The following is a 25,886-nucleotide window of genomic DNA, read 5'->3' on the forward strand; positions in this document are numbered from 1 at the left end:
TAACGTCTCTTACAAACTGTAACAACGTTAAAGTAATAATTCTGGAGTAAAATATTCAGCACAAAATTAATAATATATTTAAAACAATGGCGTGCAGCTTTAAAAATTTCGATTCAGGCGTCATTTTGAATCATTACAATTTCAAATTCTGGACATTAAGATGTATTATATATAATAGAAGTATATGACAAATAGTTAATACCAACTATCTTACTATCTTTTAGAAAAGATCTTCAAATATAGTAGCTGTCATTGTGATAATGACAGCAGTATAGTAAGAGTACTTAAATGATTGAAAATAGGTAGTTTCACGATGTGATACCATTTTCGTATTCTCATCTGCAACATCAACCGATACTTGTCTGCTTCATACGTTTTACTCGATATACCTAACATATCCAAAGCCTGTCTCTGTTCCATATTTCCAAGGCATAATTGGGCCACTATGAGCTGTCTCATACTGTAAGAGGGCAACTCGTTGAATGTTCTGTTAACTTCTCGCATCAGCAGATCAATTACCTTTGAAGGGCTTGTATTTCTTGAAACAAAATAAACAGTAGATAATAATGGCAGGCAAGTAACTTTTAACATGGAGAAAAAAACAATACGTTGGAATTTTAATTTGCATAGTTTCTTTAAGCTATCCGGTGTAAAACTCCCGGTAAGAAAGGTATCAATAACAAGAACATCTCGAGGCAACTCTGTATCAGCTAAACATTCAATGCTATTTATGAGATTAATTTCTTCATCACCGATCGCAGCTTGTATTCCTAAAAAAAAATAGTTATCCTTCGTAATAACATGAATCATTTATACCTCCTGTTAACTATTCAGTAAATTATAAACCAACAATAATTGACACCTTAATGAAAATTGATAGCAACAAGCTTATATCAATATAACACCATCATTCAGTCACAACATTTCGCTAAGTAATCTTAAAGATAAAAATCATTAACTCACGCATATCATTCACTACTACTTTTATCTCCCCTCTTAAGCACTTCACACTCAATACTTATTACCAATCAATCTAAAAAGGACAGCAATGTTCAAAATGCTGTTCCACATTAATCATATGCACAAAAAAATTTAATCACAATCAAAACCAGAATCCTTGATTAATAAAAGTCGTTATAAAATGATGTTAAATGATAATAATTAATGATATTTTAAGTCCATCATCTTTAGTTGAAGTTATATATTTTAATAAAACAATAAATTTCTTTAATATCCATACCATCATTAAAATTTTATTCAAATGCAGACATACTTCAATACTAGTCAGTGGTTAATATTAGCGTAGAAGCAACCTGACAAACTTCACCTGGCAGCGTATTTTGCGTTGGCTTTATTACATACTCGAGTTGTATCTTTTCAGTGCTTGCCGATTTGGTTTTGTACCCATCAGAAAATCCAACCGATATCTCCTGCCCACCACTTTTAGCCTGAACTGATACTGGATTTTCACCACATTTATCTGAGTCATTCTGGACACTAAACCTGGCCGGAACGGCGGTACTTATACTGAAATCGCCAGTTACAACACAGGATGAAGGCAATATTGCAGAACAGTTTAAAGATGTCGGCCCCGTAATTGACAATGATGCCTGAACCGGGACCAAAGGAGGAGCAACTATTTCCCCTCCGCCTAACGCCCCCCCGCTCACCGTATTACTTGCGCATGTTATCCCGCAAGGTGAACGCGCCAGGGTATTCATATCTGTCAGTGTCATGATGACATCAACACTTTTCTCACCGGGATTATCATCAGTCTCTATTGTCATATTTTTAGCTACCGTCCATTCAAAAAAAGGAGTAAGCGTATATGTGTCACCTGTTTTCAAACCTGGTGGGAAATTAACCCTTGGCAAAAGATAATCGTTATAATTTGTGATATGGTAAATTGACGAAATTTCAGAAGTACAACTACTTTCTATTGCCGCGCCATCACTACCAACATCACAGATAGCAAATGCTGCATTGGTATTGTTCCATAACAACCCAACCTTATCAGGAAAACCAGATATCATGCGAACATCCCTTCCACTTCCAATATTCATTGTGATAGTTGGCGTTCTCTTAACATAAGCTAATATTGCATTCACATCATTAGGATATATTTTCTGCTGGGCTTTCGCAGTTATTGTAGGTCCCACCAGCCGTCCAACAGGTGAAAGATAGGTATAAGTAGCCGCATATGTTTTGAATCCAATAATTGACATCAGGCTCAGAAATGCCAATATTTTATTATTCATATCACACTCAACACGATTATTTTAAAAAACATAAAATTAATTTTATATAACAAACACAATATATAGATTAGTCATAATTTTTCTATGGAACAATAACATTGAATCTTAACATGGCGCTGGTTAGGCCACGTGGGGTATCTATTTCTACTTCCGTATTTGGCGTGATAGTACAGTTGCGACTTCCTGTGCCTGAGCAAAAGCGACCACTCTCTTCAGAGGAACCACTCCCGTCCAGCATGACTTCTTTCCCATCATTATCTGTCAACCACAGTTTTACGGGGGTTCCGGAACTTCCTGCTGGCCCGGTCATATCAACGCGATTATTGCTCCCCGCGCTCAGACTTCCCTGAACAATTTCAGCATATAACGCAGTTATAGCTGCTGGCAGTGGACAATCCAGCCGGATAATGAATGGGGGATAACTCTGCGCACCGGGTAAAATCGCCCCCAGGTTTACACGATCAGGCATTGTCAATGTACACGGAGGTGTGGTGAATCTTGCCGTAACAGTAACCCGGTTACTGGTAGTGACAGCGTTCGCGGAATTAAAGACCGAGAGCAGGATGATACACATAAATATGTTAAACAGTTGGTTATTTAATATCATATTTCACCGCGCCGCCCCAATCGTTAAGGGCTATAACACTTACGTCTTTAAGATTTGTGTGCCCGGTATTCACTTCTGAGTACGGGGCCAGTTGTGCAAGTGCACGCTGCACATCCGCATTTAGCTCGATCTCTTTCCCCTGGCTTTTCAGTTTCGTGACCGCAAAATAGTAGGGTGTCGGGTTCTTTATCCAGACCCTTCCATCCCGATTCGACAAAACCAGCTGTTTTTCTGCATTTTTACGTCCTTCAGCCAGAGCTTTTGGGCGGTAAATCAGCTTAACCTGGGTATTCATTGCTATGGCGATCACGCTACCATCAGTTTCTTTGGGTTTTGGCGGAATCTCTTGAACATTAAGACGAAATAAAGATTCCTTATCTGACGGCAAAGTCGGGTTTACATTCATTAATCGTACTATCTGTTTACCTCTCGGCCCAATCCTAAAAAATGGTGGAGACGGTACTATAAAAACATCCGCTTTACTCTGCGATATATTTTCAATCCACACCTGAGCTCCATAGATATCATCTGAGCTGCTACTTACTTCAAAGGAAATATTTTTCTTCCCTTCTTCATAAATAAAACGAGTTCCATTAAGAGTAAAAGCAGCTATGGCATAACCAGCAAAAAATAATGTCATAGACGTCGTCATGACTGCTAACTTAAAAAACTTCTTAATACTATTCACAACGAACCTCCTGAACTGTTCCTATATTTTCCTTCAACCCTACCGCACTAAATCGACATATTTTTCCAGTACTTTGACTTACTGTAATAGTTTTCGGGGCGGAGAGCAGATTCATCAGCAAAACGCCATTACGCGTGACAAAACCAGCATCCAGCCCCTGCTCCGTGGTTGCGTTTCCACCAGTAATTTCATTACCCTGCATATCACGTAACCGAACGATATAACGCCGCACTTTCTGGAAATCAAATTCGCGGTAGATAATTGCTTTTTCTGTTGGAACAACATTATAGGAAGTATTGAGCAACTCAGCGCTTTCCGGTACGTTTTCCGGATTAATGCTTATCGTTGTAGGGTTATATCCTGTCAGGTAAAGCACAGTATTTCCGCTGCTGTTAGTTGGAAGTGAACCATTGAATGTCACTCCTGGTGTATCTCTAATTCTGACAACGGCTACAGTGTCTGAAGATTCTCTTGTGAGCAGTAGACCCGTTTGCCTCGTGGCAATGGCTGTACCAGAGAGATTTCCGGATAAAGTGGTTGCATCTCGGCTTTGTGAAACTGCTAAGTTAGTCTGAATTCGGTCAAAGGCATAACTAGCCGATGCACCAACTGTATTATTACTGTGTTCATCCATTCCAGCATTAACACTGTAACTAAGGCGTTCGTCCAGAGCGGCCGATATGTTGGTATTAAAAGAGGTACCATTGTATCGGCTATAGCCGACTGAATTACTGCTGTTATGACGAATACCTCCCAGCGTAAACGGGATGCTTACACCCAGGGCACCTGAATACTCATCTGTAGTTGACCATGCATTACGTGAATAGTTTCCGTTAATGTAGAGCGATACCCCGTCAAGTATTGTGGTGTTGACGGACAATGATGCTCCAATAGCATCGGTGTTACGATTCCAGTAAGATTGCTGCCAGAACGCGCTGTTAATATAAATGTTATCTATCCGATGGGACAGTCGGGCTTCATATCGCGCCTTCTCTTTGCCATCAAACCAAATGTAGTGTTCATTAAAGCCCAGGCCATCCGGATCATAAATCTTTCGTCCTATTCCGTCCTTAGGATTCCAGTTCACAAATTCGGTATATCCAGGGCTCTGATACCTGTACGTCAGTAACTGAATATCTGTCTGGTTAGTGAAACTTTTTGCATATTTTAATGTTGCGCTTATTCCCTGGCGTTGAGAGTTATTATCATACTCAGCCCGCGCCCCATTTACACTTAACGCGACAGCGCCGAGTTCTCCCATTGATTGCGTAAGCCCAACTCCGGCAGCCTGATAACTGTTATGCAGCAGAGTAGCGATATTAAGCGTGGTCGTTGGTAACCCCCAGTCGAAGCTGGCCAGGCCAAAAGTGCCATACCCTGAGGAGAAAGCATCCCCTAAACGATTAGAGTCGTTACGCTGTCCAACAGCAAAATTGTAATTATATTCTCCAGGACGTAGAAGCGAAGGCAGGGTTGCTACAGGATATTCAGTTACAGTTTTACGACCACTATTATCCTCTACTGTTACAACCATATTTCCGTTACTGGTAGAATTGATGTCATCGAGACGATATGGACCTGGAGGTATCACGCGAGAATAAATTGTATACCCACCCTGAGTCACTGTAATTCTTGATGTGGTAGAGGCTACTCCGGAGATAACTGGGGCATAGCCGCGGGTGAGCCATGAGCGCATGTTGCTATTAGAACGCAATGATATTCCATAAAAACTAAAGTCGCTGAATAACTCAGTTCTTGTCTGTGAACGCCCGAGCAGTAAATCCCCTTTAACCTGGCTAATAGCGGTGGAAAGGGTAAGATTATTCGTGGCGAATTCATTTCCCCACAAATTGCGTTTAGCATTCATGTCGCTGGATAAAATCCAGCGGCCAATATTGAGGCTCGAATTGAAACTACCATAAGCATTGATCGAATCATTGCTGTAGCTATTATTCTTATTTTGAACGTTTTGATTAAAGTTACCACTGTACTTCAGACGCAGACCATTTATGCCATAGTCCCAGCGCGTAGCATCATTTTTTTCTGTCATCCACGCCTGAGGGATACTGAAATCCAGAGATTGAGCTCCAAGGTCAAAATTGACTTTAGAGGCCATTTTCTTTCCAATTGAATAACAGCCGCGAATGGAATCAAATGTATCCTGGTAAGCTTCCGGTTTAAAAAAGATACCCGCACTGTGGAGCCATTCCGGGCTGAAGCAGGGTTGTCCAGCCTGCTCATCTTCCGCGCTAATCTCAAATGGCATTCGTCCGGTGCGGGATCCGTTGAGAGAAACGTCGACGTAGTATTGACCTGCAGGGTATTTTACACCGTCTTTCAGAACAGAGGGCACATCTGTGATTCCCTGTAGAAATGCCATATTCAGTTCGGTGGCAGATGCAAAGGAAGAACAAATGCTTAGTGCCAGAAGAGACAGCGCAGGTTGTTTTCTTGCTATGTTATATTTTGTACTCACACAGACCTGCCTTCAGAGCAAAAGAGAAGAACAAGAATAAAATTGCTTTAATAGAGGAAGACCCTGCCTCGTACTTATACCGCTTAGTACGGGCAGGGATTGAAATGACTTAGTTGTAAGAAACTACGTAAGCAAGAGCAGAGCGGTAATCGCCTGCCTGGGTACCACCTATCAGTTGCGCAGTAAATTGCGCGCCTTTGGCAGGGTCATTCAAATCAGTCAATGTTACATCTGATGTCGTGCGGGTTTTATCGATATCATGAGCACCTCCAACTGCATTTACTGCACGCAATTTTACGATGGCATCGGTTGCTGTTCCGCTTTGAGGTACCAGTCCAGAGGCTTCCAGAGGTCCAGAAAATGCAAAAGAGGCATTACTCATAGCAACTGGATTACAGGTAGTGCCCGCCTTCGGTTTCAGAGAAAAATTCACTACCGGACTTTGGTTAGAACCAGAACCAGCCGCTTTTGTAGAAGTTGTAACATTACCCAATTGAACAACGCTACTTACTGCACCAGTATCTGCAAGCGGCACAATGTCGCAAGTTGTGTCAACAACAGCTCCAATAAACTGGACATCACCACTATTTGGTGCTGCAAACGCTGATCCCGATAATACCGCCAGAGTCAGTGTGGAGACCTTCAGTAATTTTTTCATTTCATATTCCTTATTAGGATGCTGATATTAAGCATGCTTTTTGATATTATTTGCGATGTATTTTTCGATGGAAGAAACCATCAGCAACTCTATTATTAATTAACAGGATTACTGATGGACTCTTACTTGAATAAATACAAAGCTACCGCACAAATTTTACAAACCGTAAAATTTTAATTTTCAATCATTTTGCTTATCCCCTTCCTTTCAAACCCTCACAGCGATGTTTTTTTGACCTAAAATAGGAACAGTTGGGACCATTTTGACTCATTGGCATATATCACTTAAAATTAGACAAAAAAAAGGATATAACGCTTTACACAGACGCAATAACAGACAAAATCAGAATTTACACCTGATTTTAAATGATAGTATTTTGCGTTTTTATTTAGAGTGTTAAATAATATTCCACAAGGAAGTGGTATCTGATGGGCGAGATAAAACTGTGACTAAATAAATAAAATATTTAAAATCAATTAATTGAGGTTTTTTTTAGAAAAAAACTGGCTGAGGGATTGCCTTGCAAATAGTCTTGCTATTAAGATGTGCACAAATTGGTCCCAATTGACCAGTTTTAATTCGCTTTCCAATATCATCTCTACTGATTCTTTCGCGTTCCCACAACCCATTGAATCGCGCTGCATTGCTGGCCGTATAGCGTACAGTGTGACGAATATTCCGATGCCCCAGATAATCCTGAATCAGACGCGTATCCGTGCCCCGTTCCGCCAGTTCATACCCGCAGGCATGACGCAACATATGCGGCGTGGTGCAGGTAACGGCACCTGCCAACTCTCCAGCAGCGCGAATGATACGGTAGGCCTGTTGCCTCGAAAGCATCGTTCCCTTTCGTGAAATAAAAACAGTATCCGTACTGGCAGCATGCCTCCAGGTGCTGCGTACCCGTGTCCATGTGCGGATCGCATCCAGTTCATCATCTATCAGCGGGTGTACCGTAGAAAATCCGTTCTTCAGACGGTTAACGCTCATTCGTCCGGCCTCGAGATCCATATCTCTGTATCGTAGACCTAATAACTCACTGATACGCATACCATGACGAAATGCCATGAGAATAAGGCAGTAGTCCCGGGCTCCGTTATTGCCGTTGCGGACGGCCTCCATCATGCCCGTAACCTCCCGGGCGGTTAGAAAACGACGTCGTGTCATAGGAATGACTCCTTCTGGTTTTTAAGAGGTGAAACCTTCGATCGTGCATCCTGTACCGGCACATACCGGTCAGGTCATCACAATCGACATGACCGTGCAGGAACCGCCGTATTTCAGGCTCGGGGTGGCGTCATGCGCTCTTATCCCGTACCACCACAACTTAGACCTTCAGCCAGGTGGTCAGGCCTGCACAATAACTATGATGGCGGAAAGTGATGCCCCGGACAACCTGGCGAGCATGACTGCCGGCCCGGAACTGGCGTTTTCTAAGCGGTACAGCACCAGACTGGGGCCACATCAAAAACCCACTCCACCGACCAGATGACAATAACGTTAATTGTTGATGCAGATCAGTTTTGCACTATCGACTAATATGGCATAACTGACCGCGCTAACTATGAGGTTTTTAAAGACCTTTATGTTTTATTTTCTTTCTGGTGGGAGTCGCCTGCGACTCCCTTTTTTTAGCCATCATGACAGAATTACGCCTGAGCGTATTATGTAATGATAGCTATAGCGCATTATAACTTCCCCCTGGGACATGATACTGCTTTTTTATAATGCAAAATATTAAAATCACCTTAAAATAAAACACCAAGCATGGATATTTAAAATAAAAACACAAAATACCCCCTAAAAATTCTTAGCAAAATAAACATTACATTCATTTCCATTAATTAAAAAGAAAACCAGGCAATAATGAAATCTACCGATAATTCTGTCGCATTAAAATTTTTCTTTAACTCCAAAGGCACAGTCACTCATCCAATAGCATGGATAAGTAGTGGGGATAAATTCAGAGATACGCAGTGCATTCGTGCGTATATTGGCGCTCAGTTACTCGCCAGAAAAAAGTCCCGAGAGGCCGCTTTTAGGTAACATTTCAGTATTTAACCCTGCGTATATAGAAACACATAGTTGTCAGTGAATACCTCTGTGAACTATTTTGAGGGAGCGATGCCTTACAGCAAAGTACTATCCCGGATAGTCCTAAAAAATAACGTCAGAAAGCATTATTTTTATCACCCAACCGCTATCAGGAGTTACCTCTTGGATATCACTCATAATTATCTCATTCGGTTGCTGGCAAGATTACAAACTTCCCTACGCTCGCACGTAACTAAATTCACTACAGCGATAGCCAGTGAATTAAAAGCTTGACCTTCCCCCTGATACGAATCAATGATGAGTTATCACGTCCAGTATGTATTTTTCTTCCATTACAGCCTCGCGCAACGCGACTGCAATATCATGCCTTTCACGCACGGAAAGCCCGCCATCCACAGCGCGATAACATGCACATTAGCAATGCTTTCCGGATGTCAGACCTTACCACTGGCTGACTACACCATTGCACTGCCGATCACGATCAAAATCACGGGCCTGTTTGCAGGATGCGGCATTCCGGCAGCTCGGCCTGTTAAGCGAAGCGCCATCAGGCATGGTCGTTATTGTCGGCTGAGCAGCGTTAAAACCTCATAATGCGCGGTGTGTGGGAACATATCGAAAAGCTGGACGCGCTCAATGCGATACCCTGGTAACTCACGAATATCCTTCGCCATGGTTTGCGCATTACAGCTGGAATAAATGATAAAACGCGGTGCCATGTGAGAAAGAAAATCACACAGCGGTTTGCCAATTCCCCGACGCGGCGGATTCACCAGCACCAGGTCCGGTACTTCGCCCTGGGCGGTGGCAAACTGAGTCGAATCCAGGGCCTGAAAATGCAGATTTTGTAACCCAAGCTCCTGCGCAGACTGTTTCGCACAGGCAATCGCCTCTGGCGCGATTTCAATCCCCGTCAGTTTCATCTGCGGCGTGGCGCAGTGCAGACCAAAGCCCCCAACACCGCAAAACAGATCCCACATGTGATTAACCGGAAGCTGACGCACCCAGTCGCGCGCCGTGGCATACAAGTGCCCCGCCACTACCGGGTTGGTCTGGAAGAAGCTCTGCGGGCGAATCCACAACGGTACATCGTTAAAACGCTCCGCCAGCGCCTGTTGTTCCGTCAGGTAGATTTCACTATCCCCTTCCATAATTGCCATATGCACAGGCTGTATATTGGCAGTGATCACTTTTAACTGCGGAAGCTGTGCCTGCAGCCATGGTAGCGCCGCGCGCAGTTGTGCCAGTTTCGCGTCGGAACGCAGGACAAAACGCAGCATCATGCCGCCATCGAACCGGCTTTCTGTTAACAGCAGATACTTCAGCTCCCCGCGTTTTCGCTCCACGTTATAGGGCGTTAATCCCGCACGGGCGATAAACGGTTTGAGTGTGGCAAACACGGGCGCAAAAGACTCAGGATAAAGCGGACAGTCGCACAAATCCTCAGGTATACCGTCACGATGCAGCATTCCCAACAGCGGTTTCTCTACGCTGCAGCTAACCACCATTTTTGCTTTATTACGAAAAGCGCTTTCCGGGCCGCTGACTGGCGCGCACCATTCACCGACCGGATTATCGGCCAGCAGATTTTGCAGATCGGCTGTTTTGGCGAAGAGTTGATCGGCGACTGGCTGTGTTATCCACTGACAGGAGCGACAGCGTTCGGCGTCATAAAGTGCGCACTGCATACAAAAACCTACAAATTAACCGGGGGCCAAAATTATACACGTTATTGCAAGCGGAAGAACCGCCTGCTGGATGCAGGAACAAAAAGCAGCAGCAACACCAACATATCGGGCAGTTTTTGCATCACCAGGGTATGCAGGATTTCACGTTTAGACTCTCCCGCAATACTGAACAGTTCCGGATATCCGTAGCCCAACGAGGCTGCCCACAGATAGACACTGGCGATAATCTGGGTCAGCAGATAAATCCAGCGTGCCCAGTTCCGACCTTTTACCAACGAAAATGCGCAGTAAATTTCGATAAACAGCATCACCAGGCTAGCCAGAAACACCAGCGTTAAATTCCAGGTCTGTACGCTACGATGAATAAACTCACTAGTTCCACGCAACCCGAGCGTATTAAAAATCATCAACAGATCGAGACAGCGGATCATAATAATAGCCAGCGCCGCCACCTGCACCAAAGCAGGGACGTTTAAGCGGGCATGTGATATGGATGATTTCTTAAAAAATCCCAACGCGTCGTCTTCCATGAAAACGGCGCAGCCACCACAGCTGCGCCGAATAGACAGGTTGGCAGATTTTAGTTTTTTCAGCCACGTCTTGCACGTTGGATATCGCGAATCCGTTGTTTTTCTGTTCGCGCCATCAGATACCACGCGATAAATCCGATAATTCCTACCACGCCAAGTATCAGCGTCGCCAGTGCGTTGATCTCCGGATTAACCCCCATACGTACGCTGGAAAACACCAGCATGGGTAATGTTGTAGCACCGGGACCAGAGACAAAGCTGGCAATAACCAGGTCATCGAGCGACAGCGTAAAGGCCAGTAACCACCCGGAGATCACTGCTGGCATAATCATCGGCAGCGTGATGACGAAAAAGACCTTCAGCGGCGTGGCGCCAAGATCCATCGCCGCTTCCTCAATGGAATGATCCAGTTCGCGCAAACGTGAAGAGATAACGACCGCCACGTACGCTGTACAGAAAGTGACGTGCGCCAACCAGATGGTCAACATACCGCGATCCGCTGGCCAGCCGATGGCGTGCGCCAAAGCCACAAACAGCAGCAACAGCGACAAACCGGTAATGACATCCGGCATAACCAGCGGCGCGGTGATCATAAAGGCGAAGCCATTGGAACCGCGAAAACGACCAAAGCGCACCATCACTACGGCAGCTATGGTGCCGAGGATTGCTGCCATCGTCGCAGCACCAGCAGCAATCGTTAAGCTCATCCCGACGGCGCTTATCATCGAGCTATCGTGGAAAAGTTCACCATACCAACGCGTTGACCATCCCGCCCACACCGTCACCAGCTTGGAGCTGTTAAACGAATAGATAACCAACATCAACATCGGCGCGTACAGAAAGGTAAAACCCAGCACCAGAATAAAGATACGCCACGGTGAGCGAACGACAGGTAAGTTATTCATCCGTGTTCCCCTACGCTTTTTTGCTGATATTTGTGGAACCACATGATCGGCACAATCAGTAACAGCAGCATAATAATGGCGACAGCAGAAGCCACCGGCCAGTCGCGGTTATTGAAAAACTCCTGCCAAAGTACACGACCAATCATGATGCTGTCCGGGCCACCCAACAGTTCAGGGATCACGAACTCCCCAACTGCTGGAATAAACACCAGCATTGATCCGGCAATAATCCCGCCCTTAGTCAACGGCACGATCACGCTAAAGAAGGTTTTCAACGGCCGGGCACCTAAATCCAGCGCCGCTTCCACCAGTGAATAATCGATCCGTGTCAACGCGGTATAAATTGGCAGCACCATAAAAGGCAAATAGGCGTAAACAATTCCGATATAGACCGCCAGATTGGTGTGCAGAATCGTCAATGGTTGATCGATAACCCCCAGCCACAGCAGGAAGTTGTTCAGTACGCCGTTATTTTTCAGGATCCCCATCCAGGCGTACACGCGAATCAAAAACGAGGTCCAGGACGGTAGGATCACCAGCAGCAACAGGATATTACGCGTTGAGGGTTTGCTGTGTGCCACCGCCCATGCCAGCGGATATCCCAGCAGCAGGCAAAATAGCGTCGAAATCCCCGCCACCTGCAAAGATTGCAGGTACGCATCAAAATAGAGCGGATCGTCCGTCAGTTGCAGGAAATTACCTAAGTTGAGCGTGATGGATAGCTGATCGTCAGCCCATGAAACGAGGTCGGTATACGGCGGAATAGCACGTGCCATTTCAGCCAAACTGATTTTGAAGACGATCAAAAACGGCAGCAGAAACAGCAGCAATAGCCACACATACGGCAGCGCGATCACCAGCTTGCGCCCGTGCTTCATTTGCAGCCGCGACATAAACAGCGTGAATCGCCCCGCTTTATCCACGCGAGCCGGAGGTTCAAGTGTACTCATCTTCGCTCCTTAAACCGTCAACACCACACAGCTGTCCGCATCCCAACATAAACGGACTTCGTCACCCCAGGTGGGTAAGCCTTTACGATAACGATGTTCATTTTGTAGCTGGGCGCTCAGCATCTGGCCGCTTTTCAAACGCACGTGGTACACCGACAAATCGCCCAGATAGGCAATGTGCGCCACTTCACCTACCGCAAAGTTGTATCCTTCTGGCGGAGTGGCTTCGCAGAGCATGATTTTTTCCGGACGCAGCGCAACATACACCGGAACGTTATCGACAACAGAAGCATCGGCGTCCACTTTCAGCGGATGCATCAGGCCTGGAGACTCAATAATCAAACCATCTTCCTGACGTTCTTTCAGCAACCCCTCAAAGACGTTCACCGAACCGATAAATTCTGCGCTGTAACGCGTGGTCGGGTGCTCGTAGATCTCTTCCGGCTCGCCGATCTGCACAAATTTTCCACGGTTCATGATCGCAATGCGCCCTGCCATGGTCATGGCTTCTTCCTGATCGTGCGTCACCATCACGCAGGTCACGCCGACGCGCTCAAGGATATCCACCACTTCCAGTTGCATGCGGTCACGGAGCTTTTTATCCAGCGCTCCCATCGGTTCATCCAACAGCAGCAGTTTCGGGCGTTTCGCCAGGCTACGCGCCAACGCCACACGCTGGCGCTGACCGCCAGAAAGCTGATGCGGCTTACGTTTGGCAAACTCTTGCATATGCACCAGGCCCAACATCTCATTCACCCGACTGGCGATTTCAGCCTTTGGCAGTTTGTCCTGCTTGAGGCCAAAGGCAATGTTCTGTTCTACCGTCATGTGCGGAAACAAGGCATAAGACTGAAACATCATATTAATCGGGCGCAGATAAGGCGGAACATGCGCTAAATCGACGCCATCAAGCATAATTTGCCCGGTTGTCGGCAGCTCAAATCCCGCCAGCATCCGCAGCAGGGTCGATTTACCACAGCCGGACGCACCGAGCAGCGCAAATATTTCACCTTTATAGATAGTAAGATTGACGTCATCGACGGCATGCTGACCGTCAAATGACTTGGTCAGGTTGCGAATTTCGAGCAGCGGGGTCAGCGCCTTGCGGATTTTCGCCTGTGGGCGTGGGGTTGCATCATTCACTCTGGTGCTCTCCGGCATAAAACAAATAAACGGTGCAAATAACGCACCACGGTGGTGCGTATTGCCGGGTTTTGTGTGTCCGGGATCGGCACTGCCCGGCAGGCGTAAATCCTGCCAGGTCACGTCCCGTACATCGGGTTATTTCCCGCTTTTTACCTTCGTCCAGGCGCGAGTACGGACACGATCGATCTTCGGATCCTGAACTTTCAACGTGAACAGCTTGGCGCGGACATCCGCAGGCGGGTAAATACCAGGATTGTCGCGAACTTCCTGGCTAACCAGTGCTGTCGCTTCTTTGTTGGCATTGGCATAGAACACGTGGTCGGAAATATGCGCAATCACATCAGGACGCAACAGGTAGTTAAGGAACTGATAGGCTTCGTCTTTGTTTTTCGCATCGGCTGGCATCGCGAACACGTCAAAGAAGGCCATCGCACCTTCCTTCGGAATTGAGAAAGAAATATTGACGCCATTTTTCGCTTCTTTCGCACGGTTTGCCGCCTGCCATACGTCACCCGCCCAGCCAATCGCCACACAGGTATCACCGTTTGCCAGGTCGTTAATGTACTGTGAAGAGTGGAAGTAGCGAATATTCGGACGCAGTTTCAACAGCAGCTCTGTTGCTGGTCCGGTGTAATCATCCGCTTTAGTACTGTTTGGATCTTTGCCCAAATAATTCAGCACGGTGGCAAACACTTCCTCGGGGGCATCGAGGAAGGAGACACCGCAGCTTTTGAGTTTTTCCAGGTTTTCTGGTTTGAGGATCAAATCCCAGCTATTGACCGGCGCATCCGGCCCCAACACCTCTTTGACTTTATCGACGTTATAACCAATGCCGGTGGTTGCCCACATATACGGCATCGCGAACTTGTTGTCCGGATCGTGTTTGCCCACCAGCTTCAGCAGTTCTGGATCGAGGTTTTTCCAGCCCGGCAATTTGCTCTTATCCAGCGGCTGGAAGACGCCTGCGGTCAGTTGACGCTCAAGGAAACTGGCGGATGGAACGACAAGATCAAAGCCGGTGCTGCCAGCCATGAGCTTACCTTCCAGTACTTCATTAGAATCAAATACGTCATAGATAACTTTAATTCCGGTCTCTTTTTCGAAATTAGCCACCGTATCCGGGGCAATATAATCAGACCAGTTATAAATATGCAGCGTTTTTTGTTCAGCAGCGAGCGTGCCGGCAGAGATGGCCATCAGAGCACCCGCAACCAGGCCTGATAACCATTTTTTATTTAAGGCGGTCATAATCTCTTTCCTTCTGAAAGTTCGTTAACAAACGAACAAAAATGTCACACTCTAATGATATGCAAGAAACGTGCATATTCTTTCATGCGGCACCTATGAAAAGAGAGGCCTCTCCTCACGCCGCCATTGCGCGCTGGTATCTGCCCATGCATTCAACATACATTGCGCCCGCAGGTCAGGTCACAAGGGGCTGTTTGAATGAGGGGGTTGATACGCTTTGCAAGAATAACTTTAGCCAGGATTTGTGGATATAGCCCAGATTAAAAAACGTCTTTTATCAATTTTTTATGCAGGAATTGTCTATGACGTAAAGCGGAAGGCGTCGAACACAGGTGAATAATTCTTTAACGAAAGGTTAAATACAGAATAAAAAATGGCAATACGCAACCGCTCTGGCAGCGGCTGCGCAATATATGTCCTGATGCAGGAAGAATTAATGGAGGAAATGAACTTCAGCGCTGCTGTTTTGCCCATCTTCTTCAGCGTTAAATAACAGTTGATGCGCGCCAGCTTCGAGGATCACCATCGATATTTGTTCTTCGCTCTGGCGAATAAAATATTCAAACTGCTCAAACGTCACGCCCGGCATAACGGATAAAGACTGGCAAACCACCAGCTTTGGCAGATTATCATCCTGCATATCCAGAAAGGCTTTCACCGTTAGTGAACTGGCGTTAATCGCGGACAGATCGGCGGCCAGGGGCAGCAGAGCAGAAGGTCTGACTTCTGCCATCGCGGAAAACAGAATGACGTTATCAACCAAATCAACTTTTGCATCAAAGATGCCGTCAAAATTCTGCATGTGCGGTAAATGCAGTGCCTGACAGGTATCGCATTCAAAAAAACTCATGCCCAGGTCGTCGAGCCATTGACGCAACGTATCCAGAGTGGGAACGACCAGTGATGTCATAATAATGTGCGACCTCAATTGATGAAAAAAATACCGGCACAGCTTACGCAAAAAGCGCGTGTCATACTACGACAGCAATCGATATTGTGCTTAGCCGCCGATTTTAAGGCAAAATTCAGGAGTAGCGTGACGCTCTATCCACTGGATCATCTTGCAGGCAATGTCTATTCCGGTAGTTTTCTCCACCCCTTCCAGTCCAGGAGACGCGTTGACTTCCATGACCAGCGGCCCACGTTCAGCGCGCAGAATATCAACGCCTGCAACGTCCAGACCCATAGTCTGCGCGGCTTTGAGCGCAATTTCTCTTTCACGAGGCGTGATATTCGCAATCGTGGCGACCCCGCCACGATGGAGATTAGACCGAAAATCGCCCTCTTTCGCCCGGCGTTCAATGGCGGCCACCACCTCGTCCCCCACCACAAAACAGCGAATATCTCGTCCTTTCGCTTCTTTGATATATTCCTGAACCAGGATATGGGCATTCAACCCACGAAAAGCATCCACTACGCTTTCTGCGGCCTGCCGAGTTTCCGCCAGGACTACGCCAATCCCCTGCGTGCCTTCAACGAGTTTCACCACCAGCGGCGCACCACCAACCATGTCAATCATGTCGCTGGTATCATCCGGAGAGTGAGCTATTCCGGTGATGGGCAAATCAATCCCCTGACGCGCCAGCAACTGCAGCGAACGCAGCTTATCGCGCGCCCGCGTAATCGCTACCGACTCATTCAGCGGATAGCTACCTAACATCTCAAACTGGCGCAACGCCGCCGTACCATAAAAGGTAATCGCCGAACCAATCCTTGGGATCACCGCGTCGAAATGGGGAAGCTGACGGCCCTTGTAATGAATTGAGGACGCCGCCGGGCTAATGTTCATATAGCAAGAAAGGGGATCGATAATTTCTACCAGATGACCGCGCTGCATCGCCGCTTCGCGCAGGCGCTTACAAGAATAGAGCGTTCCGTCCCGGGACAAAATGGCAATTTTCACCCTGTACCTCTCTGAATGACCTGGTTGAAGCTGGCATATCATACACTGGGTTAAAATCTTTAGCGCGTGGCCCATCCCTGTTTATGCAAATATTCCAGGATAAAGGGGCGACTTTCTTTGATAATGGTACGGCGAATATGATCGCTCCAGGTATCGCGACGCGCATTGCTAGCACGAGTCAGATAGTACTGCGCAAGCTGCTCATCATATTGCGACAAAACCTCGCTGTTGAGTGGCTGATACTGGTTTTCGTGCACCACCAGCGACGCCGGCAGACGCGGCTTGATATCCGGGTTATCCGCAGGCCAGCCCAGGCACAAGCCAAACAACGGCAGAACATGTTGCGGAAGCTTCAGCAGTTCGGTAACCGGTTCAATATTGTTACGCAAACCGCCAATAAACACACCGCCAAGTCCCAACGATTCTGCCGCTGTTAGCGCATTTTGCGCCATCATCGCAGTATCAACCACACCCAGCAGCAGTTGTTCCGCCAGCCCAAGTTGCGCGTCAGGACAAATCTGCAGATGCCGATTAAAATCAGCGCAAAACACCCAGAACTCCGCAGCCCGCGCCACATGTTTTTGTCCGCCGGATAAGGTAGCCAGTGATTCGCGCAGGGCTTTGTCCGTGATGCGAACGATGGTCGTGCACTGCAAAAAACTCGAGCTTGACGTCCCCTGAGCGGCGGCAATGATCGCCTCTCGCTGTGCATCCGAAATAGCATCATCGGTGAAATGGCGAATGGAACGGTGGCTGCGTAATAAATCAATGGTTGGCGTCATCTCTTTTATCTCTGTCTGAACGGGAAGAATCGCCGGGGGCTTGTGACATCAGCTGCGGCGCCAGCATCTTAGCAATACGCCACGTTAATCCCACCGCGGCGGGAAGCATCAGCAGCACGCCCAGAAATATCATTACCACACAGGCTAACGGGCTGTTAAGCGGTGCGGGTAAGGAGAGGTAATCGTTAAGCGATAGCAGCGCCAGCGATAACAAAACCATCCCTATTATTTCCAGCATCAATACGCTTTTGGGTAATACACCAATTGTGCGCATAAGCGGCCTCCCGGCGAAATGGCTTTCATTATAAAACGTTCCACCTTGTCGTGTTTAACAGTTATAGCTTGAGGATATCAAAGCAACAGGCTGAACCTGCTTTCCATCCGTCACAAATCGCGGCATCATAACAAGTATTGCCATCCGGCCTGATAAGTTCGAGGAGAGAGAGATGTTTGCCGTTATTTTTGGTCGTCCGGGGTGCCCGTATTGCGTGCGCGCAAAAGAATTAGCAGAAAAATTAAGCAATGAGCATGACGATTTTAACTTCCGCTACATTGATATCCATGCCGAAGGTATTACGAAGGCCGATCTGGAAAAGACGGTAGGTAAGCCAGTTGAAACCGTACCGCAGATTTTTGTTGATCAAAAACACATCGGCGGCTGCACGGATTTTGAAGCGTGGGCAAAAGAGAACATGAATCTGTTCGCCTGATAGCTGTTTCTACGCCCTCCGCTGGAGGGCGTTATTAGTTCTTTTTCCGTCGTTGATGCTGAGTGAACAAGCTGCTGATAAACAAAAAACATAATGCGCCAAGCGCGCACCAAAACACTGCACTAAACAACCACGCCAGCTCTTGCCACAATGAACGCGTCGGCATAAAAACGAACCGCATCAGTAACAGACAGCACGGCGCCGCCAACATTGCACCAAGAAGGGGTTTGAGCACCTCCCGACGATGGGAGAAAAAGCTTGCTGCAGCACCAGGCAGGATGAAAAATAATAATCCGACCTCAGGATGCCCTGCCGCTCTGAATGCCCCTTTCACGTTCAGCGTTAACGAAAGACACACTACAATAAAGAGCACAAAGCAACAGACCGCACCCGCCCAACTTTGCTTATGTTTCAATCGTTCCTCCTGACACATTCTCTATCGAACACTCTTTTCGCCTACAGGCGTCCAGTCAGATAAAGTAACCTGGCATTCCATGCCAAAAACACACTCACACGATTCTTATAGCCGTTGATACGTAATGAGATTAAACTAGCCGCATATATTGTTACGCTGCATTATTCGGGGCTGTGTATGACGCTGTCGCCCCCTTAATTTCTGGCAAAAACATTAGCGTAAATTGCCATTTCTTTCAATAGCTTACTAGTAAACAAGAAGTTAGCCTCCGTGAATATAAACGTCGCAGATTTGTTAAATGGGAATTACATCCTGTTATTATTTGTGGTCCTGGCTCTGGGCTTATGTCTGGGTAAATTGCGCCTGGGTTCAGTCCAACTCGGTAATTCCATTGGCGTTTTAGTGGTGTCCCTATTATTAGGCCAGCAGCACTTTAGTATTAACACCGATGCATTAAATCTCGGCTTTATGCTGTTTATTTTTTGTGTCGGCGTCGAAGCCGGCCCCAACTTTTTTTCGATTTTTTTTCGCGATGGGAAAAATTATCTAATGCTTGCTCTGGTGATGGTCGGCAGCGCAATGCTGATCGCCCTGGGGCTGGGTAAGCTATTTGGCTGGGACATCGGCCTGACGGCAGGTATGCTGGCCGGCTCAATGACCTCAACGCCAGTGCTGGTCGGCGCAGGTGACACCTTGCGCCACTCGGGGATGACAGGAACACAACTGTCGACCGCTCTCGACAACCTAAGTCTCGGTTATGCGCTCACCTATTTGATTGGTCTGGTCAGCCTGATTGTCGGCGCCCGCTACCTGCCAAAACTTCAGCATCAGGATCTACAAACCAGCGCCCAACAAATCGCACGCGAACGCGGTCTGGACACCGACGCCACGCGTAAGGTTTATCTGCCGGTCATTCGCGCCTATCGCGTAGGCCCGGAGCTGGTGGCATGGGCCGATGGTAAAAATCTGCGCGAACTGGGTATTTATCGTCAGACCGGTTGTTACATTGAACGTATCCGTCGCAACGGCATCCTGGCGAATCCGGATGGTGATGCAGTGCTGCAAATGGGCGATGAGATAGCCCTGGTGGGTTATCCGGACGCACATGCCCGCCTCGATCCCAGCTTCCGTAACGGTAAAGAGGTGTTCGATCGCGATCTGCTCGATATGCGCATCGTCACTGAAGAAATTGTAGTGAAAAACCATAATGCCGTTGGTCGTCGCCTGGCACAGTTGAAATTGACCGATCACGGTTGTTTCCTCAACCGCGTGATCCGTAGCCAGATTGAAATGCCGATTGATGACAACGTCGTGCTCAATAAAGGTGACGTATTGCAGGTCAGCGGAGATGCTCGCCGCGTGAAAACCATTGCCGATCGTATCGGCTTCATTTCGATTCACAGTCAGGTGACCGATCTGCTGGCCTTCTGCGCTTTCTTTATCATCGGTCTGATGATCGGGATGATCACCTTCCAGTTCAGTAATTTCAGCTTCGGCATCGGGAATGCGGCTGGACTGCTGTTCGCGGGGATCATGCTGGGCTTCCTGCGTGCCAACCACCCAACGTTTGGCTACATCCCACAGGGTGCGCTGAACATGGTGAAAGAGTTTGGCCTGATGGTCTTTATGGCAGGTGTCGGTTTAAGCGCGGGCAGCGGCATTGGCAATGGCCTTGGTGTCGTCGGTGGCCAAATGTTGATTGCCGGTCTGGTTGTCAGCCTGGTGCCGGTTGTCATCTGTTTCTTGTTCGGTGCTTACGTATTACGTATGAACCGCGCTCTGTTGTTTGGCGCCATGATGGGGGCACGAACCTGCGCTCCGGCAATGGAAATCATCAGCGATACGGCACGCAGCAATATCCCCGCATTAGGTTATGCCGGGACCTACGCAATCGCCAACGTGCTGCTGACATTAGCGGGGACGCTGATCGTCATTGTCTGGCCTGGCCTTGGTTAGCGCTGAAATTTACCCTTAAACGAAAAATTTTTGCAGTTAAGCAGAACTTTTCTTCAAGGCGTCAGTCATAACTATTGCCACTGCTTTTCTTTGATGTCCCCAATTTGTGGAGCCCATCAACCCCGCCGTTTTGGTTCAAGGTTGATGGGTTTTTTGTTGCCTGCTATATTCCTCCTTAAAAATCACTACGTTATAGCCTCATAAAAGCGCCATTGGCGACAAAGTGGCGGCAGAGATACAAGGTGCGATTCTTTACATGGATAAAGTGAATACCGTTTTAGTCCTCCTGATTACACTATCGCTAGCTTTGATAGCCCTTTTCACAGGAACTGGTTCAGTTTCAGGTGCAATACCGATTGGAAGTACTGGCGTTTCATTCCAGGCACCGAAAGCAATACCTCTTATACTGACAGTAATTTGGTTATTGCTGTGGCAGCGCTTCATGGTCCTCTCACTGCATGAAAACAAACCTGAAATAGACAAACTAATCCAAAACAAACTGAACGCATCGGGCTTCGTACATAAAGTATTTTCAGCTAAAAAAGTTGGGTTTCCTGGAGCCTATGGAGTAAGCAAATGGGCATGGGCCGACCCCAAAATCCCACAAACAGTAGCTGGAAACTACGTTCATTATGAAAGGGGGTTGCTGGCTCGGAAGTTCAAGTTTTCATTTTTTGGCAACGATTCTACAGGCGGAGGCATGTTCGTTCATTTCGGACCAAAAGCGAGCAATATCAAGAACGGAACGCTAACCCCATTAAATTTGGGTTATTGGAAGTGCCTACTATTTGAGATGAAATTTCTTGTTATTCGCCTTTTCGATACCCCTTCAGTAGGGCAACACTACATCCCACATGTGATTGCATGGGCTACAGTCCTAACAATCTTCATCACAACATTACACCAATCGACCATCTAACTTTTTCAGTTTTGAATCGTTAACAGAAAGCCTTGCGATGCAAACCAGTCAAGGCTTTGTATTCTTTTTTTATCTACCCTCCCTAACGCCACTTGATCTTCAAACCTCACATAAAATTCAAAATCACCTTATATATCTGTTAGTTAAGATTCATCTTAGATCCTCCACAGATCCATAAAACTGAAAAATACTGAAATTATTTTCAATCTTTTCAGTTTACGTTCTCTGTGAAGCCGCCAGTACTGGTGCTGTTCAAGGCGGTGGTTTGTAGAAAAAGAAAACTGAAAAATTTTATCGATCCAAAAACCGCAGGCGGGTGCGGTGTAGTGCCGTTTTTGTCTGCGAAAGATTTATTTTGTCAGCGTGTAGCGCCGTCAGCGTCACGCGATAGCGCAGATCCTTTTGTGGTGTTACGCGGTCGCGGTCAGATAAAAGAAGCGCTTAGAATGCGTCTGGTGAGGTCTGGGAATGGGCACAAAAAAGCCCGCATTATGCGCGGACTGATGGGATGGTCAGGCGATTATTTTCTGGTACTTACTCCGGGTCTGACCTGCCTTCTCCGCCGTCTGTGTGAATGCGCCGGCATTGGTTGGCGTACCAACACTGGGGTGCGAATGGCTCGCACACTGCTGCGCCAGCTCGGCCAGTAAATCAATGGTGTCCAGCATCATGGTCAGCGTGTTAACGCTCTCACTGCCAATATGGACGGTTGGTCCCATAATCTGCTGGCCGCCCGATGCCACAGATTTGCGTAATGCAGCAATCTTTTCAGTCAGGGTTCCCCCCACATCAACATCCACGGCTCCGGCCACCTTAGTGGACTGTTTCCCGGTTATGTCAGTTTCGTCATTCCCTTCAATGCTGGCCAGCCTGTTGCCTTTCACTGCCTGGCTATAATCCCCTGCACTGACCTGCTGAATAGCTCCGGCCATCAGGGTGGCGGTACCCAGCACCGTGGTTTTGTCAGTGGCTTTAACCGTCGTTTCACGGCTGACCAGATCACGCTGTTCTGTATCGGCTTTAACAGTCCGCGCCATCGATGTTTCACTGATGGTCTGATCGGTCTGTCTCACCCAGTCGCCAGCCTGGGTAACACGCTGCGACACTTCCGCCCGCTGCTGTTGCAGCTGCTCGCCGGGTTTAACATCCGGCAGACTGGTACCATCCGGCAACGTCTGCCTGATAAACGGTTTATCCGGGCGCCCTCCGGTAAACGCAACTTCAACCAGCGTCCCTTCTGGCGGGAACTGGAACATGCCAGAGTCATTACCGGCCATAGGTACCGGCAGCGGCACCGCAGAATAAACCGGCGTCTGGTTATCCGGGTTGCCGTCTGCATCAAGCAGCTGCACATCAACGGCATAGCGCGGCCGGAACGGATCGGCAAAATTACCACTTTTCACGGCCTCACTGGGTGCCACCACTCTGGCCAGTTTTGGCAGGTGCAGCCCGGAAGCCAGTTCCGGGTAATGGCTTTCAATCTGACGCTGTGCCGGTGTTTTCTGTAAGGGCTGACCTGTTGCGCGATTTCTGGGTGTCCAGGTAACTGCCATTGTGTCATTGGTCAGGTGCACTTTAGTCACGCGCTCCCCGTTCAGCTCCACTCCCGGCCGCAGACTCTGGATCACCGGCAGCGTCATGGAATTACCGCCAGCAGCCCCCTGGCTGAACTCTGCCGGGATATCGACCGGACGACCGGCAAACATCGCTTTTTCCGCACCGCCCACATACAGGGAACCATCCGGCAGCTGGTACCAGATGTAATCCGGGATACTGAACGCCCTGCCCAGATTATTCAGCAGCTGATAACCCGTGCCGTTATGGGTGAAGTGCGGGATCGGTTTATCGCTGTAAGGAGCATCCGGCACACTGACAGCAATTCCGCTGTTTTCCTCCAGCCAGCTGGCGACCTTGCGTAAAGTGGGATGCTGAAATGAACATGGCCACATCCTTTCAAATACGCCGACCAGCTCGCGCACAAACAGACGCTGAAAACCGTTTTCGGCAGGTTGCGCACGTTCCACATAACCAGTAAACCAGCGCAAAAGCAGATCGGAATACCCCACATCCAGACGCACCAGTTTCCCGGTGTAATCCGTGGCTGTCTGTGCAGTGATAAATCCCCGGCCGCAGCTGTTCAGCTCCAGCACCAGGCTGGCATCAGCCAGGTGAACTTCATCCGTTGAAAGGTACAGGCGTTTAACTGGTTTCATCATTAACCCAAAGCATCATTGACGGGTTTCAGCACCCGTTTTTCAAACCACGTCAGTTTTTCTTCATCTTCCCCGGCACTCTGGCCGCCAGATTGTCCCGCATTACCGGCCGTCTGTTTTTTGGCAGACGTTTTGCCTGTTGCCCGGGCTTCCCGCTTTTCCTGCACGCTGATATGTTCTGCCAGGGTGAACGTGACCAGCCAGGCCATTTTCCCGTCCTGCTGCGGGGCATCAAGCATCCCGCTGAATGTCGCCTCACGAAAATTCACGGCTCTGGCCACTTCATGCGCCACGCGGTATTTCTGGCGGTTGCCTCCGGCATCCGTGGCGCTGGCCAGTTCGAAAATACGCTTCAGGATCTCCGGGCTTTTAAACGGAATTTCGCCACTGATACGCAGCTCTTTCCCTTTTGCCCCCTGTTCTGATTTGGTTGTGGCACTTGTCTGGCCGGACTGGTCTTTATCCTGAAACTGCTGCGATACGGTCACGCGCATATTTTTCAGTTGGATAGCCTCACCATTAAGCGCCAGCGTTGGGATCGAAGTCATGAATCATTCCCTTTATTCCATCCAGATTGTCACCGACCAGCATCACCGCCGCTGTGTAGACGGCTGACGGTTGCGGGATATCCTTTACCAGTTCCAGCAGCGTGGTGGCCGTATCACCGGTGCTGGTAAACACCCATGCTCTGGCACTTTTCCCCTGCAAATCATTCAGCCCGCTGGCCACATCACTGATCAGGCTGTCGCGCAGCTGCGTGAACTCACCCAGTTGCTGCTTTAGTCCGTCCAGGCTGAATCCCGCACTGGCCGCTTTTTGTGCCTGGCTGACAGCCGCCGCAGACAATGCCGCCCTGCTGGTTGGCACAGACAGCGGAATAGCCACCGGCAACCCCGCCCCGGCTTTAGCGGGGATTTGCATTTTTTCGATGGCCAGCGCCGCAGCGGATTGTGCCAGGCGTTTTACCTGAGTGAATGCCGGTGCAGGGAAAACATCGACCAGACCGTTGAGACGGATCATAAAATTCTCATGCGTCTGACCTGTCACCATCATGATCATCACATCGGCATTCCCGCCCGTTCCGTCCAGCCTTTCAGCAAGATAGCGGACGGCATTCACCGGGCTGAGATATGCCCCGTTATCCGTCTGCTGCCCCAGACCGTTTATCCACGGATGCGCCGGAACAACCGAACAATTCAGCGCAGCCAGTGAGTCAGTGAAAGCCAGACGCGCTTCACGCCACATATTCAGGCACCTCCGGCCAGTTAATATCCGGCGCAGTAGTCAGATCCAGGCGGCGCAAAGCAGTGCGATAAACGCGTAGTGTCGCCAGTTCTGTTTCTTCATCGGCTGAAATATCACCGTCTTTTTGTGCGTCCTCCAGCCAGTCAATCCGCGTTGTAACCTCTGCCATACGGTTGTTACGTTCGGCCTCGGCGTTTGCCAGATGATCGCGGATTTGCTGCAATTTGCCGTCTTTATAAAACCAGTCATCCCCCAGCGTGACGCGCAAATTAGCTTTTGTGGCCGGAAGCTCGACAACGCTCAAATTAGCCGGGAAAAACGCATGAATATTTGTCGTGAACGTTCTCACGCTACCATCATCGTCATAGCCAATTTTCAGCGTTTTAGCTTCATCAAATAACTTAATAACGTCATACCAGTCATTGCCTTTATCATCCTGCAAAAACAGGACGTTCTGGCCGTCAATAATCTTCGGTCTGTCAGTAGTGTCTGGTGTATATGGGGTGAATTTGCCAAAGCTCTGCATCTTTATTT

At 48.0% G+C, this 25,886-nt stretch carries 26 protein-coding genes; 4 read left to right on the top strand and 22 right to left on the bottom strand.

The window, feature by feature from the left end; translation table 11 throughout:
- Positions 1-249: 249 nt before the first annotated feature.
- The 7 genes from NMD08_RS17220 to NMD08_RS17250 form a co-directional block, all read right to left on the bottom strand.
- A complete protein-coding gene (locus NMD08_RS17220) occupies positions 250-810 on the bottom strand; it encodes a hypothetical protein (protein WP_210904881.1) in 561 nt (186 codons plus the stop codon).
- A 470-nt stretch (positions 811-1,280) separates the two neighbouring features.
- On the bottom strand, positions 1,281-2,258 hold the full coding sequence (locus tag NMD08_RS17225) for a hypothetical protein (RefSeq protein ID WP_370618651.1): 978 nt from the start codon (positions 2,256-2,258) through the stop codon (positions 1,281-1,283).
- An 82-nt stretch (positions 2,259-2,340) separates the two neighbouring features.
- A complete protein-coding gene (locus NMD08_RS17230; protein WP_187260373.1) occupies positions 2,341-2,727 on the bottom strand; it encodes a fimbrial protein in 387 nt (128 codons plus the stop codon).
- A 124-nt stretch (positions 2,728-2,851) separates the two neighbouring features.
- On the bottom strand, positions 2,852-3,544 hold the full coding sequence (locus NMD08_RS17235) for a fimbrial chaperone (RefSeq protein ID WP_370620218.1): 693 nt from the start codon (positions 3,542-3,544) through the stop codon (positions 2,852-2,854).
- 1 nt (position 3,545) lies between these two features.
- Positions 3,546-6,029 (bottom strand): PefC/AfrB family outer membrane usher protein, encoded by a 2,484-nt coding sequence (gene pefC / locus NMD08_RS17240; RefSeq protein ID WP_370618653.1) that lies wholly within the window; start codon positions 6,027-6,029, stop codon positions 3,546-3,548.
- Positions 6,030-6,138: 109 nt separating this feature from the next.
- Complete coding sequence (locus NMD08_RS17245; RefSeq protein ID WP_187260375.1) at positions 6,139-6,687, bottom strand: fimbrial protein PefA; 549 nt, start codon at positions 6,685-6,687, stop codon at positions 6,139-6,141.
- Between the two features lie 492 nt (positions 6,688-7,179).
- Complete coding sequence (locus NMD08_RS17250; protein ID WP_187260376.1) at positions 7,180-7,854, bottom strand: tyrosine-type DNA invertase; 675 nt, start codon at positions 7,852-7,854, stop codon at positions 7,180-7,182.
- A 28-nt stretch (positions 7,855-7,882) separates the two neighbouring features.
- On the opposite strand from NMD08_RS17250, the gene NMD08_RS17255 reads away from it, so the two are divergent.
- Positions 7,883-8,179 (top strand): hypothetical protein, encoded by a 297-nt coding sequence (locus NMD08_RS17255; RefSeq protein WP_370618655.1) that lies wholly within the window; start codon positions 7,883-7,885, stop codon positions 8,177-8,179.
- 1,123 nt (positions 8,180-9,302) lie between these two features.
- Here NMD08_RS17255 and rlmC read toward each other — a convergent pair.
- The 10 genes from rlmC to NMD08_RS17305 all read right to left on the bottom strand — a co-directional run bounded on the left by rlmC (position 9,303) and on the right by NMD08_RS17305 (position 18,168).
- A complete protein-coding gene (gene rlmC, locus NMD08_RS17260; protein ID WP_370618657.1) occupies positions 9,303-10,430 on the bottom strand; it encodes a 23S rRNA (uracil(747)-C(5))-methyltransferase RlmC in 1,128 nt (375 codons plus the stop codon).
- Positions 10,431-10,471: 41 nt separating this feature from the next.
- Positions 10,472-10,960: a YbjO family protein gene (locus tag NMD08_RS17265; RefSeq protein WP_187252730.1), complete on the bottom strand. Its 489-nt coding sequence runs from the start codon at positions 10,958-10,960 to the stop codon at positions 10,472-10,474.
- A gap of 59 nt (positions 10,961-11,019) precedes the next feature.
- Positions 11,020-11,865, bottom strand: a complete 846-nt coding sequence (gene potI, locus NMD08_RS17270) for a putrescine ABC transporter permease PotI (protein WP_370618659.1) — start codon at positions 11,863-11,865, stop codon at positions 11,020-11,022.
- Positions 11,862-12,815: a putrescine ABC transporter permease PotH gene (gene potH, locus NMD08_RS17275; RefSeq protein ID WP_151219651.1), complete on the bottom strand. Its 954-nt coding sequence runs from the start codon at positions 12,813-12,815 to the stop codon at positions 11,862-11,864. Before potH ends, potI begins: the two co-directional genes overlap by 4 nt.
- Positions 12,816-12,824: 9 nt before the next feature.
- Positions 12,825-13,958 (bottom strand): putrescine ABC transporter ATP-binding subunit PotG, encoded by a 1,134-nt coding sequence (gene potG / locus NMD08_RS17280; protein ID WP_151219694.1) that lies wholly within the window; start codon positions 13,956-13,958, stop codon positions 12,825-12,827.
- 138 nt (positions 13,959-14,096) lie between these two features.
- Positions 14,097-15,209: a spermidine/putrescine ABC transporter substrate-binding protein PotF gene (gene potF, locus NMD08_RS17285; protein WP_151219650.1), complete on the bottom strand. Its 1,113-nt coding sequence runs from the start codon at positions 15,207-15,209 to the stop codon at positions 14,097-14,099.
- Between the two features lie 433 nt (positions 15,210-15,642).
- A complete protein-coding gene (locus NMD08_RS17290) occupies positions 15,643-16,119 on the bottom strand; it encodes a YbjN domain-containing protein (RefSeq protein ID WP_151219649.1) in 477 nt (158 codons plus the stop codon).
- A 90-nt stretch (positions 16,120-16,209) separates the two neighbouring features.
- Entirely contained in the window at positions 16,210-17,112 is a 903-nt protein-coding gene (rimK, locus tag NMD08_RS17295) for a 30S ribosomal protein S6--L-glutamate ligase (RefSeq protein ID WP_151219648.1), read from the bottom strand.
- Positions 17,113-17,171: 59 nt separating this feature from the next.
- Complete coding sequence (gene nfsA / locus NMD08_RS17300; protein WP_151219647.1) at positions 17,172-17,894, bottom strand: nitroreductase NfsA; 723 nt, start codon at positions 17,892-17,894, stop codon at positions 17,172-17,174.
- Positions 17,878-18,168: a YbjC family protein gene (locus NMD08_RS17305; protein WP_151219646.1), complete on the bottom strand. Its 291-nt coding sequence runs from the start codon at positions 18,166-18,168 to the stop codon at positions 17,878-17,880. The genes nfsA and NMD08_RS17305 overlap by 17 nt, the downstream gene beginning before the upstream one ends.
- 172 nt (positions 18,169-18,340) lie before the next feature.
- Here NMD08_RS17305 and NMD08_RS17310 point away from each other — a divergent pair, with 172 nt between their 5' ends.
- A complete protein-coding gene (locus NMD08_RS17310) occupies positions 18,341-18,604 on the top strand; it encodes a GrxA family glutaredoxin (protein WP_016152408.1) in 264 nt (87 codons plus the stop codon).
- A gap of 34 nt (positions 18,605-18,638) precedes the next feature.
- On the opposite strand, the gene NMD08_RS17315 is transcribed toward NMD08_RS17310, so the two are convergent.
- Positions 18,639-19,019 (bottom strand): inner membrane protein YbjM, encoded by a 381-nt coding sequence (locus tag NMD08_RS17315; RefSeq protein WP_151219645.1) that lies wholly within the window; start codon positions 19,017-19,019, stop codon positions 18,639-18,641.
- Between the two features lie 270 nt (positions 19,020-19,289).
- On the opposite strand from NMD08_RS17315, the gene NMD08_RS17320 reads away from it, so the two are divergent.
- Positions 19,290-20,975: an aspartate:alanine antiporter gene (locus tag NMD08_RS17320; protein WP_187252731.1), complete on the top strand. Its 1,686-nt coding sequence runs from the start codon at positions 19,290-19,292 to the stop codon at positions 20,973-20,975.
- A 256-nt stretch (positions 20,976-21,231) separates the two neighbouring features.
- The gene (locus NMD08_RS17325) at positions 21,232-21,894 is read left to right on the top strand and encodes a hypothetical protein (RefSeq protein WP_048225915.1); all 663 of its coding nucleotides are present in this window, start codon (positions 21,232-21,234) and stop codon (positions 21,892-21,894) included.
- Between the two features lie 512 nt (positions 21,895-22,406).
- Here NMD08_RS17325 and NMD08_RS17330 read toward each other — a convergent pair.
- The 4 genes from NMD08_RS17330 to NMD08_RS17345 are packed head-to-tail and all read right to left on the bottom strand — an operon-like array spanning position 22,407 to position 25,878.
- Positions 22,407-24,110, bottom strand: a complete 1,704-nt coding sequence (locus NMD08_RS17330; protein ID WP_181890983.1) for a hypothetical protein — start codon at positions 24,108-24,110, stop codon at positions 22,407-22,409.
- Positions 24,110-24,655: a hypothetical protein gene (locus NMD08_RS17335; protein ID WP_003838080.1), complete on the bottom strand. Its 546-nt coding sequence runs from the start codon at positions 24,653-24,655 to the stop codon at positions 24,110-24,112. Before NMD08_RS17335 ends, NMD08_RS17330 begins: the two co-directional genes overlap by 1 nt.
- A complete protein-coding gene (locus NMD08_RS17340; RefSeq protein ID WP_048225917.1) occupies positions 24,627-25,352 on the bottom strand; it encodes a hypothetical protein in 726 nt (241 codons plus the stop codon). The genes NMD08_RS17335 and NMD08_RS17340 overlap by 29 nt, the downstream gene beginning before the upstream one ends.
- Positions 25,342-25,878 (bottom strand): tail fiber assembly protein, encoded by a 537-nt coding sequence (locus tag NMD08_RS17345; RefSeq protein ID WP_048225919.1) that lies wholly within the window; start codon positions 25,876-25,878, stop codon positions 25,342-25,344. Before NMD08_RS17345 ends, NMD08_RS17340 begins: the two co-directional genes overlap by 11 nt.
- Positions 25,879-25,886 lie beyond the last annotated feature (8 nt).

Origin of the sequence: Citrobacter meridianamericanus, assembly GCF_041320245.1 — a bacterium.
In the GTDB taxonomy this organism is placed as follows: domain Bacteria; phylum Pseudomonadota; class Gammaproteobacteria; order Enterobacterales; family Enterobacteriaceae; genus Citrobacter; species Citrobacter meridianamericanus.

What these genes read in the sequence shown, in the direction of transcription:
- NMD08_RS17220 (WP_210904881.1), bottom strand. Translation starts at nt 810, where the DNA reads ATGATTCATGTTATTACGAAGGATAACTATTTTTTTTTAGGAATACAA.
- NMD08_RS17225 (WP_370618651.1), bottom strand. Translation starts at nt 2,258, where the DNA reads ATGAATAATAAAATATTGGCATTTCTGAGCCTGATGTCAATTATTGGA.
- NMD08_RS17230 (WP_187260373.1), bottom strand. Translation starts at nt 2,727, where the DNA reads ATGCCTGATCGTGTAAACCTGGGGGCGATTTTACCCGGTGCGCAGAGT.
- NMD08_RS17245 (WP_187260375.1), bottom strand. Translation starts at nt 6,687, where the DNA reads ATGAAAAAATTACTGAAGGTCTCCACACTGACTCTGGCGGTATTATCG.
- NMD08_RS17250 (WP_187260376.1), bottom strand. Translation starts at nt 7,854, where the DNA reads ATGACACGACGTCGTTTTCTAACCGCCCGGGAGGTTACGGGCATGATG.
- rlmC (WP_370618657.1), bottom strand. Translation starts at nt 10,430, where the DNA reads ATGCAGTGCGCACTTTATGACGCCGAACGCTGTCGCTCCTGTCAGTGG.
- NMD08_RS17265 (WP_187252730.1), bottom strand. Translation starts at nt 10,960, where the DNA reads ATGGAAGACGACGCGTTGGGATTTTTTAAGAAATCATCCATATCACAT.
- potI (WP_370618659.1), bottom strand. Translation starts at nt 11,865, where the DNA reads ATGAATAACTTACCTGTCGTTCGCTCACCGTGGCGTATCTTTATTCTG.
- potH (WP_151219651.1), bottom strand. Translation starts at nt 12,815, where the DNA reads ATGAGTACACTTGAACCTCCGGCTCGCGTGGATAAAGCGGGGCGATTC.
- potF (WP_151219650.1), bottom strand. Translation starts at nt 15,209, where the DNA reads ATGACCGCCTTAAATAAAAAATGGTTATCAGGCCTGGTTGCGGGTGCT.
- NMD08_RS17290 (WP_151219649.1), bottom strand. Translation starts at nt 16,119, where the DNA reads ATGACATCACTGGTCGTTCCCACTCTGGATACGTTGCGTCAATGGCTC.
- nfsA (WP_151219647.1), bottom strand. Translation starts at nt 17,894, where the DNA reads ATGACGCCAACCATTGATTTATTACGCAGCCACCGTTCCATTCGCCAT.
- NMD08_RS17305 (WP_151219646.1), bottom strand. Translation starts at nt 18,168, where the DNA reads ATGCGCACAATTGGTGTATTACCCAAAAGCGTATTGATGCTGGAAATA.
- NMD08_RS17310 (WP_016152408.1), top strand. Translation starts at nt 18,341, where the DNA reads ATGTTTGCCGTTATTTTTGGTCGTCCGGGGTGCCCGTATTGCGTGCGC.
- NMD08_RS17325 (WP_048225915.1), top strand. Translation starts at nt 21,232, where the DNA reads ATGGATAAAGTGAATACCGTTTTAGTCCTCCTGATTACACTATCGCTA.
- NMD08_RS17330 (WP_181890983.1), bottom strand. Translation starts at nt 24,110, where the DNA reads ATGATGAAACCAGTTAAACGCCTGTACCTTTCAACGGATGAAGTTCAC.
- NMD08_RS17335 (WP_003838080.1), bottom strand. Translation starts at nt 24,655, where the DNA reads ATGACTTCGATCCCAACGCTGGCGCTTAATGGTGAGGCTATCCAACTG.
- NMD08_RS17340 (WP_048225917.1), bottom strand. Translation starts at nt 25,352, where the DNA reads ATGTGGCGTGAAGCGCGTCTGGCTTTCACTGACTCACTGGCTGCGCTG.
- NMD08_RS17345 (WP_048225919.1), bottom strand. Translation starts at nt 25,878, where the DNA reads ATGCAGAGCTTTGGCAAATTCACCCCATATACACCAGACACTACTGAC.